Origin of the sequence: Blastococcus tunisiensis (genome assembly GCF_900112815.1) — a bacterium.
Taxonomy (GTDB): Bacteria; Actinomycetota; Actinomycetes; order Mycobacteriales; family Geodermatophilaceae; genus Blastococcus_B; species Blastococcus_B tunisiensis.
Genome location: NZ_FOND01000006.1, coordinates 148,188 through 164,827, shown reverse-complemented (window position 1 = coordinate 164,827; position 16,640 = coordinate 148,188). Strand labels below are relative to the sequence as shown.

Below are 16,640 nucleotides of genomic sequence, written 5' to 3'. Positions count from 1 at the left end.
GCGCCGTCGGAGGGCGTGGGCGCTACGGTCGGCAGCGTGCTGCTCTCGGACGGACTCGTCGCGGTGGTCAAGCGCGACTGCCCGACCTGCGTGCTGGTCGAGCCGGTGCTGCGCGAGCTGGGTGCCGCCGTCTGGTGCCAGGACGACGCCGGCTGGTTCGACGGCGACGACACCGAGCTGGAACTGTCCTACCGGCTGGGGATCGAGACCGTCCCGACGCTGATGCGGGTGGAGGGCGGGACCGAGACGGCCCGGGTGGTCGGCTGGAGCCGGGAGCAGTGGGAGGGCCTCACCGGCGTGACCGGGCTCGGACCCGGGCTGCCCGAGCACCGGCCCGGCTGCGGGTCGCTGTCGGTGGACCCGGGCCGGATCGACGCACTGGAGGCGCGGTACGGCGGCAGCGGGCTGAGCAGCCGACGGGTGGAGCTGGCCGACCTCGAGGACGAGCACGAGGCGCTGTTCGACCGCGGCTGGACCGACGGGCTGCCCGTCGTCCCACCGACCCCCGAGCGGGTGCTGCGGATGCTGCGTGGCACGCCGCGGGACCCGCGGGAGGTGGTGGCCGTCGTGCCGCCGGACCTCGTGGAGTGCACCGTCGAGAAGGTCGCCGTCAACGCGGTCATGGCCGGCTGCCTGCCCGAGCACCTGCCGGTCGTGCTGGCCGCGCTCGAGGCCGCCTGCGCGGAGGAGTTCGCGCTGCACGGGCTGCTGGCCACGACGTACTTCTCCGGCCCGCTGATCGTCGTCAACGGTCCCGTGGCCCGGCGGATCGGGATGAACAGCGGCGTCAACGCCCTCGGCCAGGGGAACCGGGCCAACGCGACGATCGGCCGGGCGCTGCAGCTCGTCGAGCGCAACGTCGGCGGGGGACGGCCGGGGGAGGTGGACCGGGCGACCCTGGGCAATCCGGGCAAGACCACCTTCTGCTTCGCCGAGCGGGAGGAGGACAGCCCGTTCGCGCCGCTGGCCGCCGACCGCGGCGTCCCCGGCGACGCGGTCACGCTCTTCGCCGGGTCGGGGGTGCAGCCGGTGGTCGACCAGCTCAGCCGGGACCCGGAGTCGCTGGCCCGGACGTTCGCCGCCTGCCTGCGGGTCAACGCGCACCCGAAACTGCCGATGGCCTTCGACGCGATGCTCGTCGTCTCCCCGGAGCACGGGCGGGTGTTCCGGGAGGCCGGCTGGGACCGGGCCCGGCTGCTCGCCGAGCTGGACGGCCTGCTCACCCTGCCCGCCGGGGAACTGCTGCGCGGCGTCGGGGGGATGGCCGAAGGCGTGCCCGCCAACCTGGCGGGCGCCGACCTGCCCAAGTTCCGACCCGGCGGCCTGCTGGTGGCGCACGCGGGCGGCGACGCCGGACTGTTCAGCGCGATCATCGGCGGGTGGGTGTCCGGGGAGGCCGGGAGCTCCCCGGTCAGCAGAGAGGTGCACGCATGAGAACCGTCCTGGACCCGACCGGCGAGCGGCAGACGTCGGCACGCGAGCTGCTGCCCCGCCCGTCCTCGCTGCGGGGCCGGCGCGTGGGGCTGCTCGACATCAGCAAGGCACGGGGCGACGTGGTCCTGGACCGTCTCGAGGAGCTGCTCACCGCCGACGGCGCCGTGGTGCACCGGTACCGCAAGCCCACGTTCGCCCGGACCGCGCCGGTCGACCTGCGGCACGAGATCGCCGAGCAGTGCGAGGTGGTCATCGAGGCGCTGGCCGATTAGGGCTCGTGCACGTCGTGCAGTGTGCACGACATCGCCGACCTCGAGCGCCGCGGCGTGGTGGGTCTCTTCCTCGCCAGCGAGGCCTTCGCCGACGCCGCCCGCCTGCAGGGCGAGGCGCTGGGCTTCCCGGCCCCGTTCGTGCTGGTGCCGCACCCGGTGCAGGACCGCACGGACGAGGAGCTGCGGGCCACCGCCGAGCGGATCCACCCGCAGGTGGTCGCCGCGCTGACCGCCTGAAACGCGGCCGGGGGATCGGTCCTTCCGGTGGTCACCCGTGTCGGCGGGACCGCAACCAGCCGCCGCCGAACAGGGCCCAGAGGACGAGCAACGGCTGGAAGAAGAGCCGGACCAGGCGCTTGGTGTCGGTGTCGAGTCCGAACGCGTCGGTGCCCTCCAGGTACTGCGCGACGTTGCCCGGGAAGATCACCACGAAGAACGCCGCCAGCAACCCGCCGACGAGCCGCCGCCGGCGGGGGAGCAGGACGAAGGCCGTGCCCAGGGCGATCTCGGCGACGCCGGAGCCCAGCACGGTGAGGTCCTCGTCGACGGGGAACCACTCGGGCACCTGGGCCCGGAACTCCTGGCGCTGGGCCGTCAGGTGCAGCACCCCGGCGCCCACCATGGTCGCGCCGAGCAGCAACCGGGCGGCGGTCCGGGCGACGGTCATGTGCCCACCGTAGGCGGGGCCCGGGCGGGTCAGCCGACGAGCAGTGCGAGCCAGGACTCGGTGAGCACGGCGTGGGTCTCGTCGCGGTCGACGTCCCAGCCGTGCCGCATCCACCGTGTCGAGGCGAACTCCAGCTGGCCGAAGGCGAGGGTGCCCCGCACCCGGCGCGAGGACGGGGTGAAGCGGTCCGCCGCGTCCAGCCCCCGGTGGATGTCGGTGATCGCGCTCTCGAACCAGACGTCGATGGCGTCCTGGATCTCGGCGTCCTGCGCGGCCGCCTCGTGCGCGGCGGTGACGTAGGGCTTGATCGCCGGCCACTGGTCGATCTTCTTGCCCAGCCAGGCGTGGATCTTGGCCCGGTCGCCGGACTCGACGACGGCTGACAGCCGCGGGTCGTCGACGGCGATCAGCAGCTCGTCGACCGCGGTGATGAGCTGCTTCATCAGCGCGGCCTTCGAGGCGAAGTGCTGGTAGAAGGTCTGGCGGGTGGTGCCCGCGGCGGCGGCGATGTCGTCGATCGTCGTCGCCGCGTAGCCCTTGGCCTCGAACAGCGCCAGGCCCTCCTTGAGCAGCAGCTCGCTGGTCAGGCGCTTCTGCGCTTGGCGGAGGTTCACGACGCAACCTTAGGCAGAGCGGAACGCCGTCGAGCCCCAGGTGCGGGGGCGTGCCGGCTCGACGGCCGGGACATCGGCACCCTCAACCGTCCCCGGCCGGCGGGGACGCCGACCGCAGCCGCTTGCGGATGTGCCCGGAGAAGATCGCCTCGACGACCTCGTCGGGCGTGAAGTCCCCGGTCAGCTCGGCCGCCGGGCGACCGTCCCGGAAGACCAGCACCCGGTCGCAGAGCATGGTCAGCTCGGTCTCGTCGGTGCCCGCGACGAGGACGGCGCAGCCCTCGTCCGCCGCCCGGCGGACGGCCTCGCCGATCGTCCGGCGGGCACCCACGTCCACCGCCTGGGTCGGCTCGTGCAGGACGAGCAGCCGAGGGGCGGTGGCCAGCCACTTGGCGAGCAGCACCTTCTGCTGGTTGCCACCGCTGAGCTTCCCGACGACCTGCGCCGGGTCCGGGGGACGGACGTCGAGCCGCTGCACCCACTCGCCGACGACGGCGGTCTCGGCCGACCGCTCGACCGGCAGGACGGCGGAGCGGGAGCGGCGCCGCGGCAGCAGCACGTTGTCGGCCACGGTGAGGTCCAGCGCCAGGCCGGCGTGCTCGCGGCCCTCCGGGACCAGCGCCACCCCGGCCGCCATCGCCGTCCCGACCTCGAAGCGCGCCAGATCGTGCGTGTCGTCGCCGAGCTGCAGGGTGCCGTCCCGGGCCGGACGGGCGCCGGTGAGCAGGTAGGGCAGCTCGTCGTGGCCCGACCCGGCCAGACCGGTCACCCCGACCACCTCGCCGGGGTGCAGCTCGAGGTCGACGCCGTCCAGGAGCTCTCCACGGAGGCCCCGGACGGTGACGGCGTCGCCGACGCGGCGACGGGGGCAGGCCGGGCGGGCGGGGAGCTGCTCGAGCGAGCGCCCCATGATCGCCCGCACGAGGTCGTTCTCGGTCAGGCCCGCGGTGGGGAGCCCGCCCTCGACGACCACCCCGTCGCGGAGCACGGTCACCCGGTCGGTCGCCTCCAGCACCTCCTCCATGTGGTGGCTGATCAGCAGCGCCGCCGTCCCGGTGGCGACGACGTCCTCGAGCAGGTCGTAGAAGTGCTCGAGGCTGGCCCGGCTCAGCGAGCGGGTGGACTCGTCGAAGACGACGAGCCCCCGCCCGGGCGTGGCGTCCTGCAGGGCGCGCGCGATGGCGACCGTCGCCCGTTCCTCCTCGGAGAGCTCGGCCACGCGGACGTCCAGCCGCACCGGTCGGCCGAGGCGCTCGAGCACCGCCTCGGCGTCCCGGCGCTCGTCGTCCCAGCGGATGGCCCGGGTGAGCCGGTTCGCACGGAACCGGCCCACCCGGAGGTTCTCCACCACGGTGAGGTCGTCGACCAGGCCCAGGCTCTGGTGGACCACCGCGAGTCCGCGCACCGCGGCCTCGCGGGGGCGGACGGGCAGCCGCAGCTGCTGCCCGTCCACCAGGACCTGTCCGCCGGGATCGGGCGCGTGGTACCCGGTGAGGATCTTGGCGAGGGTGGACTTGCCGGAGCCGTTCTGCCCGATGAGCCCGTGGATCTCGCCGGGCGCCACCTCCAGCGACACCGCGGACAGCGCCTGGTGGCGGCCGAAGGTCTTGGAGACCGACCGGACCTCCAGGCGGGCTCCGGTCAGGGAGCTCCCGGCCGGGGAGGGCCCGCGTTCGGCGGTTCCGGCGAGGCTCACCCCTCGACCCAGAGCGCTGCGAACTCGTCGGCGTAGTCGGTCGGGCCGTACCAGGAGCCCGACGCCTGGCCCTCGTCGCTGAGGTCGAGGTCGGCGACGTTGTCCTGCGTGAACAGGCGGAAGGAGTAGTCGTACTCCGGGATCTCCTGGCCGGCCACGAGGCGGAACAGCGCGTCGGCGGTGGCCCAGCCCTGGAACGCGAAGTTCTGCCCGGCGTCGGCGTGCAGCTGGGCGCCGTCGGCGAGCATCTGCAGTCCGCTCAGGGTCGCGGCGCTGGCCACGATCTTGATGTCGGCGGCGTTCGGGCTCTGCTGGATGCCGCCGAGGGTGGGCTGCACGAAGTGCTCGAACTCGGCCAGCACGTAACGCGCGTCGGGATTGGCGAGGAGTGCCGAGCTGGTCGACGACGGGATCAGCGGGAAGTTCGACGCCGAGACCTCGTTGACGACGACGGTGCAGTCCGGGCAGCGCTCGTCGATCCGCTGCTCGGCCGCCTCTGCCCAGGCGATGGTCGAGGGGTTGTCGGTCACCTTCTGCAGCACGACGGTGGCCTCGCCGTCGGAGTCGGCGACCACCCAGTCGGCGACGCTGGTGATCATCTCCGTGGCGGGGCCCTCGACGTAGGCCAGCGACTCGTCGGCCGGGTGCGCCGGGTCGGGGAGCTGGTTGGCGATGAGCACCGGGATGCCGGCGGACCGTGCGCCGTCCAGGGCGTTGGCGGCCATCCCGTAGGGCACGTTGTCGGTGATGATCGCGGCGGCCGAGGCGCCGACCGCCTGGTCGATGCAGCCGGAGATCTGCGAGGGGTTGGAGCCGCCGTCGCAGATCTGCAGGTCGGCGCCGACGGTCTCGAGCGCCTCGCCGATCTTCTCGCCGTACACCTGGAAGACGCTGATCTGCGCGGTGATCGGCACGTAGTAGACCGTCCTCCCTTCCCAGCCGGAGACGTCGACCGGCTCGCTGGGGACCGCGAAGGTGTCCCGGGCCTGGGCGGCGGCGTCGACGTCGGCCACCACCTCGGCGAGCGGGCCGTCGGCGCTGGCGCCGCCGTCCGACCCGCCGGAGGCATCGGTGGTGCCGGAGGAGCAGGCGGCGAGCAGGGCGACCGCGAGGGCCGCAGCCCCGGTGGAGCCGTACCGGCGAGTGCGCATGGGGGGATCACCTTTCGACGTGGGCGGCAGTGCCCAGGGGGAGGGGAGTGCGGGTGCGGGGAGGGTCAGCCGGCGCGGCGGTGCAGCAGCGAGGAGACGGTCACGGCGACGACGAGGACCCCGCCGTAGAAGACGCTGGTGACCCAGCCGGTGTAGCCGAGCAGGTTGAGGCCGAGGATGCCGGTGGCCAGGAAGTAGACGGCGATGAGCGTCCCGAGCGGGTTGAACCGGCCCGGCTGCAGCACCGCGGTGCCGAGGAACGTCGCGGCGAAGGTGGGCAGCAGGTAGCTCTGCGACGTCGTCGGGTCGAAGCCGCCCACGGCCGCGGCGGCGAGCACGCCGCCGAGCCCGCAGATGGTCCCGGCGGCGACGAACGCGCCGAACCGGATGCGGTCGACCCGCACCCCGGCGAGCCGGCTGACCTCGCGGTTGGCCCCGACGAAGCGCATGTTGCGGCCGAGCGGGGTGACGGCGAGCACGTAGCCGAACACCAGCATGAGGGCCAGGCCCCAGTAGAAGCCGAGTGGCAGGCCGGCCACGCGGTACAGCGAGACCTCGCCGAACTCCCGCGGCAGCCCGCTCTTCGCGGTCAGGTTCGTCATCCAGAGTGCGACGCCGAGCAGCAGGGTGCCCATGCCGAGGGTGACGACGATGGTGTTCACGCCCAGCCGGACGACGAGGAAGCCGTTGACCGCGCCCACGAGGGCGCCGGCCGCGACGGCGGCGACGGAGGCCGCCCAGACGTTCCACCCGTGGTCGACGACCAGGACCGGGAGCAGCGTGGCCGACAGCCCGAGCACGGAGGCGACGGAGAGGTCGACGAACTCGCCGACGCAGATGGTGCACAGCAGGGCGGCGGTGAGGAACACCAGCGCGAGCTGGCTGCCGAAGATCGTCTGGAAGGTGCCGGTGGTGAGGAACGTGTCGGGCCTCAGCACGCCGTAGACGGCGATCAGCGCCAGCCAGACCCCGATGACGGCGAAGCGGGAGGCGAACATGCCGACCGGCGACGGGCCACTGGAGCGGCCAGGGGCTGCGGGCGCCTCGTGGGTCTCCGGCGGCGCCGCGGGGGCGGGCGTCGGAGCGGGTGCGGGTACGGCGGGCACGGCGGCCTCCTGCGGCGCGTCGTTGTGGCGGAGCTAACAGTCGAGACAGGCTGACAGTTGACTAGACACAGTGTCAATAGCAGCGCCGATACGTCGTGTCACAACTCGGGAACGGCGGCCGCGGCGGCGAACCCGCTGGTCAGAGGCACGTGCGGGCATGCCGGCGGCCGCGACGTCCCGGGGTGCTGGACGTCGCGGCCATGCCAGGCGTGGCCGGTCGGCGGGCTACCCGGCCGCCGCCGACGGGGTGGTGAAGGGCAGCACGAGCCGCGACGGGTGCTCGGCGTCGCGGTAGATCTTGTGCGTCACCGGCCGGCCCACGGGCAGGTGGAAGGCGTCCGGTGGCAGCAGCGAGTTGTGCTCGTCGGCCAGCGGCTCGTCGTTGGACAGCTCGGCCACCAGCCGGTGACCGGGCAGGACCGTCGCCGCGAACGGGTAGAGCCGCAGCACGTACTCCTCGATCACCCCGGGCTCCACCGGAACCGCCCGCGTGTGCGGGTGGTACGGGTTGCCCTCGGTGGACCGCTCCTCGTCCAGCTCCCGGTGCGAGGCCTTGAGGTACCCGGTGGTGAGGAGCTGGCGTCTCCCGTCCGGGGCGGTGTCCCACAGCCGGAGGATGAAGTTGGTGTCCGGCTGGTCGATCTCGACGAACAGGTGCGCGGCGCCGGTACCGATCAGCTCCGTCGGCTCCTCGACCGGTGGGGTGCTCCAGCTGACGAGCTGCACCTCGTCGGTCACCGTGAGCGGGGCCTGGTAGAAGCCGTCCGGGGCCGCGTGCTCGGGGCCCATGAGCTCCGCCCGGGCGGCCAGCTTCCCGCGGGGGCGCAGGTACAGCGGGCGGTGCTCGACCCCCTTCGGCGGCCACTGGGAGGCGGTGACCACCTCGCGGGATCCCTCGACGAACACGCTGACCGGCGGCTCGTCCATGACCCCGTTGTCGACGCCCTTCAGCCAGTACTCGTACCAGCGGAACATCTCGTCGTGCTCCTCGACCCAGGGGCGCGACTGCATGGGCGGGTAGGAGCCGATGACCAGCTTCTTCGGGCCCGTCAGGGTCTCGAACAGCTCGATGTGGCCGTCGACGGTCCAGCCACGGCCCTGGTCGATCTGCAGGTGGACCGGGATGTCGATGCTCCGGGCCAGGTTGATCGGGTTGCGCTCCTCGTACCACTCGCCGTCGAGGTCGTTGAGCACGATGTCGAACCAGGCCTCGTGGTGCTTCGGGTAGTGCAGCACGTGCACGAGGTTGGGCCAGGCGGCGACGTCGGGGTCGGCGAGCCGCTCGGCGACCCGCTTCGCGACCTCGTCGGCGGAGTACGTCTCCAGCATCCGCGAGGTGATCCGGTCGGTGAACGCCCAGCCGGAGTCACCGCCCCGGCCTTCGCGCGCGGCCCGTGGCATGAACCACATGACGCCGCCGTGGTAGGTCGTCTCGTAGAAGTCGAAGTGCCCGCCGCTGACGAAGATGGCCTTGAGCGACGGCGGCCGCTCGGCGGCGGCCAGCACCTGCATCGACCCGTAGTAGGAGATGCCGATCATGCCGACGTTGCCGTCGCACCACGGCTGCGCGGCGACCCACTCGATGAAGTCGTAGGCGTCCTGGCCCAGCGGCACGCCGCCGGCGTTGTAGTTGCCGACGTGCGTCCCCTCCGACGCCCCGGAACCGCGCAGGTCGCCGATGACGTGGACGTAGTCCTCGGCGACGACGCGGGCGATGTCGCCGGCCTCGATGCAGCCGTCCCACATCGGACTGGGCCGTCGCTGCGGCGGCATGGTGAGCGCAAGGGCCTGCAGTTCCTTGCCGTAGGGGCTGAGCGCCACCAGGGCCGGGCGGGGCCTGTCCTCGACGCCGGCATAGGCGTCGGCGGCCAGCGCGACGCCGTCGCGCATCGGGACCCGCAGGTCCTTGCGGACGGCGATCTGCTGCCCGCCCGCCTCGATCCGACGGATGTCAGGCATGCGTGCGCCACTCCTTCTCGTGCAGGGTGCGGTAGCCGTGCAGCGTCGTGAAGAACGGCGACGGCTCGAGTGTGGGGTCGCCGGTGTAGCCGAGCTCGTCGGCGACCCCGGCGAACGGCGAGTACGTCGAGTCGTCGTCCTGCGGCGGGTGCTGGCCCGCGGCCGCGGCGATGCGCGCCTCGATGTCGAGGCTGCCCTGCAGCGCCTCCTGCGCCTGCACCCGGTCGAGCTCGACGCCGTACGGCACGCCCTCGGCGGTCCGGTACGGATGGCCGAGGTACAGGTGCCGCGGCCGGACGACGTCGCGCAGGTGCTCGAGGCTCGACCGGTAGGCCCGCGGGTCCTCGTACCCGGGGAAGCCGTTGGCCGCTCCGTGCACCTGGACCGCGTCACCGACGAAGACGTCGTCCTGACCGTCGACGACGTAGGCGACCGAGCCGGCGGTGTGGCCCGGGATCGCGTGCACCGAGACGGTGACGTCGCCGCCCAGGGACAGCGTCTCGCCCCCGCGGACGAGCACGTGCGGCTCCATCTCACCGGAGATCGCGCCGGACGCCATGCCGGTCTGCTTCTCTTCGGCCTCCGGGTCGGACAGGTACCGCGCCCGCACGTCCAGATAGTTCTGCACGTGCGCGCGGCGGGAGCGCAGGTAGCGCGCGTCGGCCTCGGCGATCACCACCTGCGCGCGGCGGCCGGTCAGCTCCCACAGCGCGTGCGCGCCGCCGACGTGGTCGACGTGCCCGTGGGTGAGCAGGATCCAGCGGACGTCCTCGATCCGCCGGCCGAGGGCCTCGAGTGCCGGAGCCATGCCCTCGGCGGGGGAGGAGGCGACGCCGGTGTCGACGATCGCCGGCTCCGGAGCGTCGAGGAAGAAGCTGTAGAGCCCGAACCGGCCCCAGGGCGAGACCAGCGGGTGGATGTCGACGGCCATGTGGTCAGCGCCCCCGCAGGAAGTCCGCGGTCTCCCGGTGGACCCGGGCGAACTCCGGGATCCAGGAGAAGTGCTGCACGAAGCCGTGCCCGGCGCCGTCGTAGCGCGACACCGTGGCCGGCACCCCGGCCTCCTGCAGACGGCGGCCGTACAGCTCGCCCTCGTCGCGCAGCGGGTCGTGCTCCGCGGTGACCACCAGCGCCGGGGGCAGCCCGGACAGGTCGGCGCGCTTGATCGGTGAGACCAGCGGGTCGGCCGGGTCGGCGCCGCTGTCGAGGTAGAAGGCGTTGAACGGCCTCAGCCCCGCGGTCTCCATCCCGTAGCCCACGGCGTTCTCCCGCAGCGAGGGGTAGCGGTCCTCGTCGAAATCCAGGTCGAGCGAGGGGTAGAAGAGCACCTGGTGGGTGATCGCACCGAACCCGTCGTCGTGCGCCATCGCGGCGACCGCGGCCACGAACGTGCCGCCCGAGCTGTCCCCGGCGATCGCGAGCGTCCCGCCGTCCCAGCCGAGCTCGTCGCCGTGCTCCGCGGCCCAGCGGACGACGGCGTAGCAGTCCTGCAGCCCGGCCGGGAACGCCGCCTCGGGCGCCCGCCGGTAGCCGACGGAGACGACGGTCAGGCCGGTCTCCTTCGCCAGGTTCCGGGCGACGTGGTCGTGGGTCTCCAGGCTGCCGAGGAAGAACGCGCCGCCGTGGAAGTAGACGAGCAGGCCGCAGGTGTCGGCCTCGACCGGCGTGTAGATCCGCACCGGGACGCCGTCCGCGTCCCGGTCCTCGACCGCGTGCAGCGACGGCCGCTCGGCGAGCGGCGGGACGTGCGCCTCCTCGGCCGCGCGCATGGCCACCGCGTCCAGCGGTCCGGGGGGCGGCGCCGGCATCGATGCCAGCGCGGCCGCGACCTGGGGGTGCAGGGTCATCGGGTGGCCTGCGCTGCGGGCTTCTGGCCGGGGAAGACATCGTCGAGCTCGTCGTCGGTCCAGCCGTGACGGGAGATGGCCTGCAGCTCGTCGGTGACCGGCTTGCGCTCGGCCTGGAAGGCGGCGAGCGCGGCCGGCACCGAGTCGGCAGCGAGCAGGGCGTCCACCAGTGCGCCGGCGTCCATGATCGCCGAGTTCGCGCCCTGCCCCTGGTGGTGCAGCATCGCGTGGGCGGAGTCGCCCAGCAGGGTCACCGAGCCGGTGTGCCAGGTGTCGACCGGGTCGATGTCGTAGACGGCCCGGACGTTGACGGTCGAGAGGTCCAGGTCGCGGGCGATCGCGACGATCCGCTCGTCGAAGCCCTCGACCTTGGATAGCAGGTCCTCCTTGGTCACCTGCGGCACCCAGGTGCCGTCGGCGTCCAGCGCGGTGACGTCGAAGGAGAGCCCGTCGCGGTGCCGCAGCGGCAGCAGGTAGACCTTCGTGCCGCGGCCGATGTACATGCGCAGGTTGTCGTCGACGACCATGCCGTGGCAGGCGCTGGTCGGGATGACCACGCGGTAGGCGTGCTCACCGGCGAACACCGGCTCGTGGTCGCCGAACAGCTGCTGGCGGACGGTGGACTTGATGCCGTCCGCGCCGATGACCAGGTCGGCCTCGACCGTCTCGCCGTTGGTGAAACGCAGCACCGTGGTGGCGCCGCGGTCATCGAGCGACTCCAGCTTGTGGCCCAGCTCGATCATGCCGTCGGGCAGCACGCCGGTGAGCGCGTCGATGAAGTCGCCTCGGTGGATCAGGTGGGTGTGCGTCTTCACCGCGTAGTCGTCCATCCCCGGCCACGAGTCCTTGGCGATCGGGTCGCCGGTGGCCGTGAGGATCTCGAAGTAGTCGCTCGGCGAGCTCACGCGGGCGATCGCGTCGAAGATCCCCCAGCGACGGAACAGGTCCATGGTCGAGGGGCGCAGGCCGATGCCGGCGCCGACCTCGGCGATCTCGGTGGCCTGCTCGTACACGGTGACGTCGGCACCGTGCAGGCTGAGGCCCTTGGCGACCGCGGCACCGCCGTACCCCGCACCCACGACGGCGATGGTCAGATTCGTGATGTCCATGGTCGTTCTCTTCTCAGTTCGTGGTGAGGGTCAGGAATTCGGCGGGGTTGGTGACGAAGACCCGGTGGATGGTGGCCTCGTCGATCCCTTCCTGCCGCAGGTCGGGGATGAGCTGCTCGTAGATGTAGTTGACGGTGTGGCCCTCGACGCCGGGCCAGCCGAGCGGGCTGCAGTTGGCGTCGGCCGAGGCGAGCACCTGGTCGAGGTGGCCCTCGCCGATCAGCCGGAGGAAGTGCTCGAGGCGCTCGCGGCGGTGCCGGCCCCAGAACGGCGGGTCGGGCAGCTCCAGGTCGTAGCCGAACGTGTCGAAGCCGATCCGGCCGCCGCCGCCGAGGATGGCCTCCTCGTTGACCTTGCCCTGGCTGACGCCGTCGTCGGCGTGCCCGAACAGCACCCGGTCCAGCGGCAGGCCCTCCTCGGCGAAGACGGCGAGCGCCGGCTCCACGTCGACGGCCAGGTGGGTGAAGATCGGCACGCCGGTGAGCAGGGCCGCCCGGGCCGCCGCGCGGTAGATCCGGAGGTCGAGCTCCTTCATCCGGAACCCGCGGCTGACGCCGACCTTGATGATCCCGGCCTTGCCGCCGGTGTTCCCGATGCCGACGGTGATCTCGTGGACGAACTGGCGCATCAGGTAGTCGACGCTCGCCTCGGCGAAGAAGCGCAGCGCGGTGTCCCCGCCGACGAAGCCGGTGGCCGCGACGATGTGCACGCCGGTCTTCGCCGACAGCGACTGGTAGTAGTCGACGTCGCGGCCGTTGCAGATGCCGGTGGCGTCGACGAACGTGGCGCCGCCGTACCCCCGGCTGTACTCGGCGAACTGGCGCAGCTTGGGGACGGTCTCCCCGTAGCGCTGCTCGGGGGTCTTCCACCACTGGGTGTCGAGCTCGGAGCCGGGCATGCCGTAGCCGATGTGCTCGTGCACGGCGACCAGCCCGAGCTCCTCGGCCGCGATCGGGCCGAGGACTGTGTGAACGCGGGACATGTTCTCTCTCCAGGTCCGGCGCTCAGCGCACCGCGAGGAGGTCGCGCGGGTTCGCGACCAGGATCTGCTGGATGTCGGCGTCGCCCACGCCGCGTGCGGCGAGCAGCGGGGCGAACGCGGTGAGCGCGTGCGCGTAGGGCAGCTCGTAGGGGGCGTGCCCCTTGGCCACGCCGACCGCGTTGCCCGACAGCAGGACGCGGTGCGCGTGCCCGGCGGCCACGAGCTCGGCCACCAGCGCGGCGCGGTCGGCGTCCCGGACGAACGCGTCGTCGTCGTTGCGGCCGACGTGGTCGATGGCGACGTAGGCGCCGCGTTCGGCGACGGCGGCCGGCCAGCCGGCCGCGACCGCCCCGGCCCGGTCCAGGTCGCCGACGACGACGCGGTCGGCGGGCAGGCCCTCGGCGAGGACCAGCTCCAGCTCGGCGACGGCGTCCGCGCCGTAGCGGATCGAGACCGGGACACCGGTGGCCACCGCCGCGCGGGCGGCGCCGCGGAACAGGCTCTCGTCGGTGGGGGTCAGCCCGCCGCGGGTGCCGGTGGTGGCGACGAGGCCGGCGGCGCCGCGACGTTCCACCCGCGGGACCACCATGCCCTCGGTGACCTCGCGGCCGAACAGGTCGGCGAACTTCTCCGCCGGCCAGGGGGTCGGCGGGTTGGTCTGCGGGGTGAGGAAGTAGCCGCCGAGGTTCTCCTCCGGGCCCATGCCGGTCGAGGCGACGACGTGCACGCCGGTCGCCCGGGACAGGTTCTCGAGCAGCGGAACGTCGCGGCCGTGGAACATGCCGGTGCTGTCGACGACGGTGCCGCCGCCGGCCGCCTTGAAGGCACGCAGCTTGGCGGCCAGGACCTCGAAGATGTCGGCGCGGTCCATCGAGATGTCGTAGCCGTGCTCGGCGCCCGGGACGACGGACAGCAGCGCCTCGTGGACGGCGACGACGCCGAGGGAATCGGCGGGCACGGGCCCGAGGACGGTGTGCGCATGGCCGCGCTGCAGGGGTCCGCCGCGAGCCTGCGGGTGGTGGGGGGCAGTGGGGTCCTTCAACACGCGGCGGCCTCCATGGCGGGTCGCGCCAGCAGGCGCTTGAGCTTCGCGGGCGGGGTGGGGTGGTTGACCGCGACGACGGTCTGCGGGGCGGTCGCGTCGGGCCAGGCCAGGAGCGCGCGGCCGGCGTCGAGGGAGCCGTCGAGGACGACGGGCTCGCCCTGCGGGTCGCCGGCTCCGACCATCTTCACGTCGAGGCCGAACTGCTCGGTCCACGAGTAGCGGGAGGGCCGGTACGCCGGTGCGTCGTCGCCGTGCAGCAGCGCCTTCGCCGCGGCGCGAGCCTGCTCGACGGCGTTGGTCCAGCTGGGGATGCGGGTCAGGGCGCCGTCGCCGGTCGTGAACACCGCGACGTCGCCGGCGGCGACCACGTGCGGGCTGACCCGGCAGCGCTCGTCGACGAGCACACCGCCGGCGACCGGCAGGCCGGAGCCGGCCAGCCATTCGACATTGGGCACGTCGCCGACCGCGGAGACGACCAGGTCGGCCTCGAACCGCTGCCCGTCGGCGGTCTCCACCCCTGTGGGGAAGGGCGCACCGAGGAGTCGGACGCCACCGTGGGTGAGCACGAACCGGACGCCGGCCCGCGCTGCGACGGTGCGGACGTGGCCGCCGACCGCCGTCCCGAGCAGCCGGTCCAGCGGAGGCGCCAGGTCGACGACGGTCACGTCCTTGCCGAGTGCCCGCGCGGTGGAGGCGATCTCCATGCCGAGGAAGCCGCCGCCGACCACGAGCACCGACGACGCCTGCGCCAGGGAGTCGCGCAGCCGGAGCCCCTCGTCGTAGCTGCGCAGCACCCGCTCGGCCTGGTTGGCCGTGCCGATGCGCCGGGCACGGGCGCCGGTGGCGATGACCAGGCCGTCGTAGCGGACCGGCCCGGCCGGCGTCAGGACGACGCGGTTGTCGGTGTCCAGCCCGGTGGCCGGCGTGCGCAGGTGGAGGTCGACCTCGTCGGACAGCGGCGCGAGGACCACGTCGTCGGCCGTCTCCCGTCCGGCCAGGACGCCCTTGGACAGCGGCACCCGGGTGTAGGGCGGGAGGTCCTCGTCGCTGAGCACGGTGATCCGGCCGTCGAAGTCCGCCATGCGCAGCGTCTCGACCGCGGTCAGCGCCGCGATGGAGCCGCCGACGACGACCACGCTCCGCACGCTCACGCCTCGACGCGCAGGGCGGCGACCGGGCAGACCCGTGCCCCGCCCTCGGCCTTGCGCTCCAGCTCCGGCGGCACGGTCTCGTGCAGCAGCACGACGATCGCGTCGTCGTCGAGCTCGTAGACCTCCGGGGCGACGTCGGCGCACAGCCCGTGCCCCTCGCACCGCGCGCGGTCGGCGACGATCCTCATGCCGGCACCACCTCGAGGACGGGGAGCGAGTCGATGCTCCGGGTCGCGTTGTGCGGCACCCGCACCTCCTCGCCGACCACGAGGCGCTCGACCCGACGGGCCAGCGCGTCGATCACGGCGTGCGCCTCCAGCCGGGCCAGCCCCTGGCCGGCGCAGCCGTGGATGCCGTACCCGAGCGAGAGGTGGTCGACGGGGTTGCGCTCGACCAGGAACTCGTCGGGGTCCTCGTAGTGCCGCGGGTCGCGGTTGCCGGCGCCCAGGCAGACAGCCACGCGGGCACCCGCGGGGATCCGGACGCCCTCGACCTCGACGTCCTTCGTCGCCTGCCGGCCCCAGACGTTGATCGGTGCCCAGAAGCGGAGCACCTCGTTGAAGGCGGCCGGGACGAGCGATGCGTTCTCGCGGACGAGCGCCAGCTGGTCGGGGTGTGCGGCGAACAGCGCGATGATGTTGCCGATCGCGCTGACGGTGTTCTCCACACCGGCCGCCAGGTACTGGTGGATGATCGGCCCGGCCGAGCCGGGCGGGATCGCACCGCGCTCCTCGGCCTCGAAGACGCCACGGCCGACAGAGCCCTCGGCCAGGTCGCCCTTGGTGACGGTCGAGCACCAGGCGTAGAGCTCACCGGCGATCGGGAAGCTCTCGGCGGTGCGCTGGTTGAGCGGGCCGATGACCTGGTTGGCCGCCTTGCCCCAGTCGAGCATGTGGCTGCGCACCTCGCCGGTGAAGCCGACGAGGTCGGCGACGATCTCCAGGGGGAAGGCGCGGGCGATGGAGTCGATCGCGTCGAAGGACCCGGACGCGACGAGGTCGGCGACGAGCGCGTCGGCCTTGGCGTCGATCTGCCCCTTGAGACCGCGCAGGGCGCGCGGCGACAGGTTCTCGGTCAGCGCTGCCCGCAGGGCGGTGTGCTGCGGCGGGTCGGAGGCGAGCGAGGTGCCCTGCAGCGCCTCGTTGACCATCGGGTTGAAGCCGATGCCGGCGGCCGAGGAGAAGGTCTCCCAGTCCCCGAGGGCGTCCCTGACGACGTTGTACCGGGTGAGCGCCCAGACGTCGTTCGCCGGCAGGTGCACGACCCCGCTCAGCTCGCGGAGCTCGGCGAGGGTCGGGTAGGGGTCGAGCAGGACCTCGTCAGAGAAGAGGTCGACGGGGGAGGTCGGGACGGACATGAGGCACCTCGGGCTTCGGACGTCGTTGTCGGCACTGCGGTGTCGGGACCCGGCAGCCCGCCCGGTGGGGGCGTCCTGCTCCTCGGGCCCGTGGACGTGACGCCGCGGTGTGCCCGGGGTCACGAACTCACTGTGCACGATGTCGTGTCGGTTTACAAGGTGTCAATGAAATCGGCGCGTCCGGACACGGCACCGGCCCGCCGTCCGCGGGGGTCGACGGGCCGGGTGACCGGGTGGAGCGGCCGGGGGG

The 16,640-nt window shown here is 73.1% G+C and carries 15 protein-coding genes and 1 pseudogene; 2 read left to right on the top strand and 14 right to left on the bottom strand.

Going from position 1 to position 16,640, the window contains the following annotated elements:
- The first annotated feature begins 36 nt into the window (after nt 1-36).
- Nucleotides 37-1,434: a thioredoxin family protein gene (locus tag BM142_RS09955; RefSeq protein WP_092197119.1), complete on the top strand. Its 1,398-nt coding sequence runs from the start codon at nt 37-39 to the stop codon at nt 1,432-1,434.
- Nucleotides 1,431-1,943: pseudogene (locus BM142_RS25505) on the top strand (UGSC family (seleno)protein). The gene BM142_RS09955 and the pseudogene BM142_RS25505 overlap by 4 nt, the downstream one beginning before the upstream one ends.
- A gap of 31 nt (nt 1,944-1,974) precedes the next feature.
- On the opposite strand, the gene BM142_RS09940 reads toward BM142_RS25505, so the two are convergent.
- The 14 genes from BM142_RS09940 to BM142_RS09875 form a co-directional block, all read right to left on the bottom strand.
- Nucleotides 1,975-2,373: a DoxX family protein gene (locus BM142_RS09940; protein WP_092196870.1), complete on the bottom strand. Its 399-nt coding sequence runs from the start codon at nt 2,371-2,373 to the stop codon at nt 1,975-1,977.
- A gap of 29 nt (nt 2,374-2,402) precedes the next feature.
- The gene (locus BM142_RS09935; RefSeq protein WP_092196867.1) at nt 2,403-2,987 is read right to left on the bottom strand and encodes a TetR/AcrR family transcriptional regulator; all 585 of its coding nucleotides are present in this window, start codon (nt 2,985-2,987) and stop codon (nt 2,403-2,405) included.
- 82 nt (nt 2,988-3,069) lie between these two features.
- Nucleotides 3,070-4,683, bottom strand: a complete 1,614-nt coding sequence (locus BM142_RS09930) for a sugar ABC transporter ATP-binding protein (protein ID WP_254790740.1) — start codon at nt 4,681-4,683, stop codon at nt 3,070-3,072.
- Nucleotides 4,680-5,834 (bottom strand): sugar ABC transporter substrate-binding protein, encoded by a 1,155-nt coding sequence (locus BM142_RS09925; protein ID WP_092196864.1) that lies wholly within the window; start codon nt 5,832-5,834, stop codon nt 4,680-4,682. Before BM142_RS09925 ends, BM142_RS09930 begins: the two co-directional genes overlap by 4 nt.
- Before the next feature lie 65 nt (nt 5,835-5,899).
- Complete coding sequence (locus BM142_RS09920) at nt 5,900-6,940, bottom strand: ABC transporter permease (protein WP_092196861.1); 1,041 nt, start codon at nt 6,938-6,940, stop codon at nt 5,900-5,902.
- A 225-nt stretch (nt 6,941-7,165) separates the two neighbouring features.
- On the bottom strand, nt 7,166-8,899 hold the full coding sequence (locus BM142_RS09915; RefSeq protein WP_092196858.1) for a CocE/NonD family hydrolase: 1,734 nt from the start codon (nt 8,897-8,899) through the stop codon (nt 7,166-7,168).
- Complete coding sequence (locus BM142_RS09910; protein WP_092196855.1) at nt 8,892-9,830, bottom strand: MBL fold metallo-hydrolase; 939 nt, start codon at nt 9,828-9,830, stop codon at nt 8,892-8,894. The genes BM142_RS09915 and BM142_RS09910 overlap by 8 nt, the downstream gene beginning before the upstream one ends.
- Nucleotides 9,831-9,834: 4 nt before the next feature.
- Complete coding sequence (locus BM142_RS09905) at nt 9,835-10,746, bottom strand: alpha/beta hydrolase (RefSeq protein WP_092196852.1); 912 nt, start codon at nt 10,744-10,746, stop codon at nt 9,835-9,837.
- Nucleotides 10,743-11,855 carry an FAD-dependent oxidoreductase gene (locus BM142_RS09900; protein WP_092196849.1) on the bottom strand — a complete coding sequence of 371 codons (1,113 nt, stop codon included), beginning with the start codon at nt 11,853-11,855 and terminating at the stop codon, nt 10,743-10,745. Before BM142_RS09900 ends, BM142_RS09905 begins: the two co-directional genes overlap by 4 nt.
- A 13-nt stretch (nt 11,856-11,868) precedes the next feature.
- On the bottom strand, nt 11,869-12,837 hold the full coding sequence (locus BM142_RS09895) for a phosphotriesterase family protein (RefSeq protein WP_092196846.1): 969 nt from the start codon (nt 12,835-12,837) through the stop codon (nt 11,869-11,871).
- A gap of 22 nt (nt 12,838-12,859) precedes the next feature.
- Entirely contained in the window at nt 12,860-13,795 is a 936-nt protein-coding gene (locus BM142_RS09890) for a phosphotriesterase family protein (protein WP_254790738.1), read from the bottom strand.
- A gap of 80 nt (nt 13,796-13,875) precedes the next feature.
- Nucleotides 13,876-15,033, bottom strand: coding sequence for an NAD(P)/FAD-dependent oxidoreductase (locus BM142_RS09885; RefSeq protein ID WP_254790736.1), 1,158 nt, complete (start codon nt 15,031-15,033; stop codon nt 13,876-13,878).
- Nucleotides 15,030-15,221: a ferredoxin gene (locus BM142_RS09880; protein ID WP_092196840.1), complete on the bottom strand. Its 192-nt coding sequence runs from the start codon at nt 15,219-15,221 to the stop codon at nt 15,030-15,032. Before BM142_RS09880 ends, BM142_RS09885 begins: the two co-directional genes overlap by 4 nt.
- On the bottom strand, nt 15,218-16,390 hold the full coding sequence (locus BM142_RS09875) for a cytochrome P450 (protein ID WP_092196838.1): 1,173 nt from the start codon (nt 16,388-16,390) through the stop codon (nt 15,218-15,220). The genes BM142_RS09880 and BM142_RS09875 overlap by 4 nt, the downstream gene beginning before the upstream one ends.
- Nucleotides 16,391-16,640: the final 250 nt, after the last annotated feature.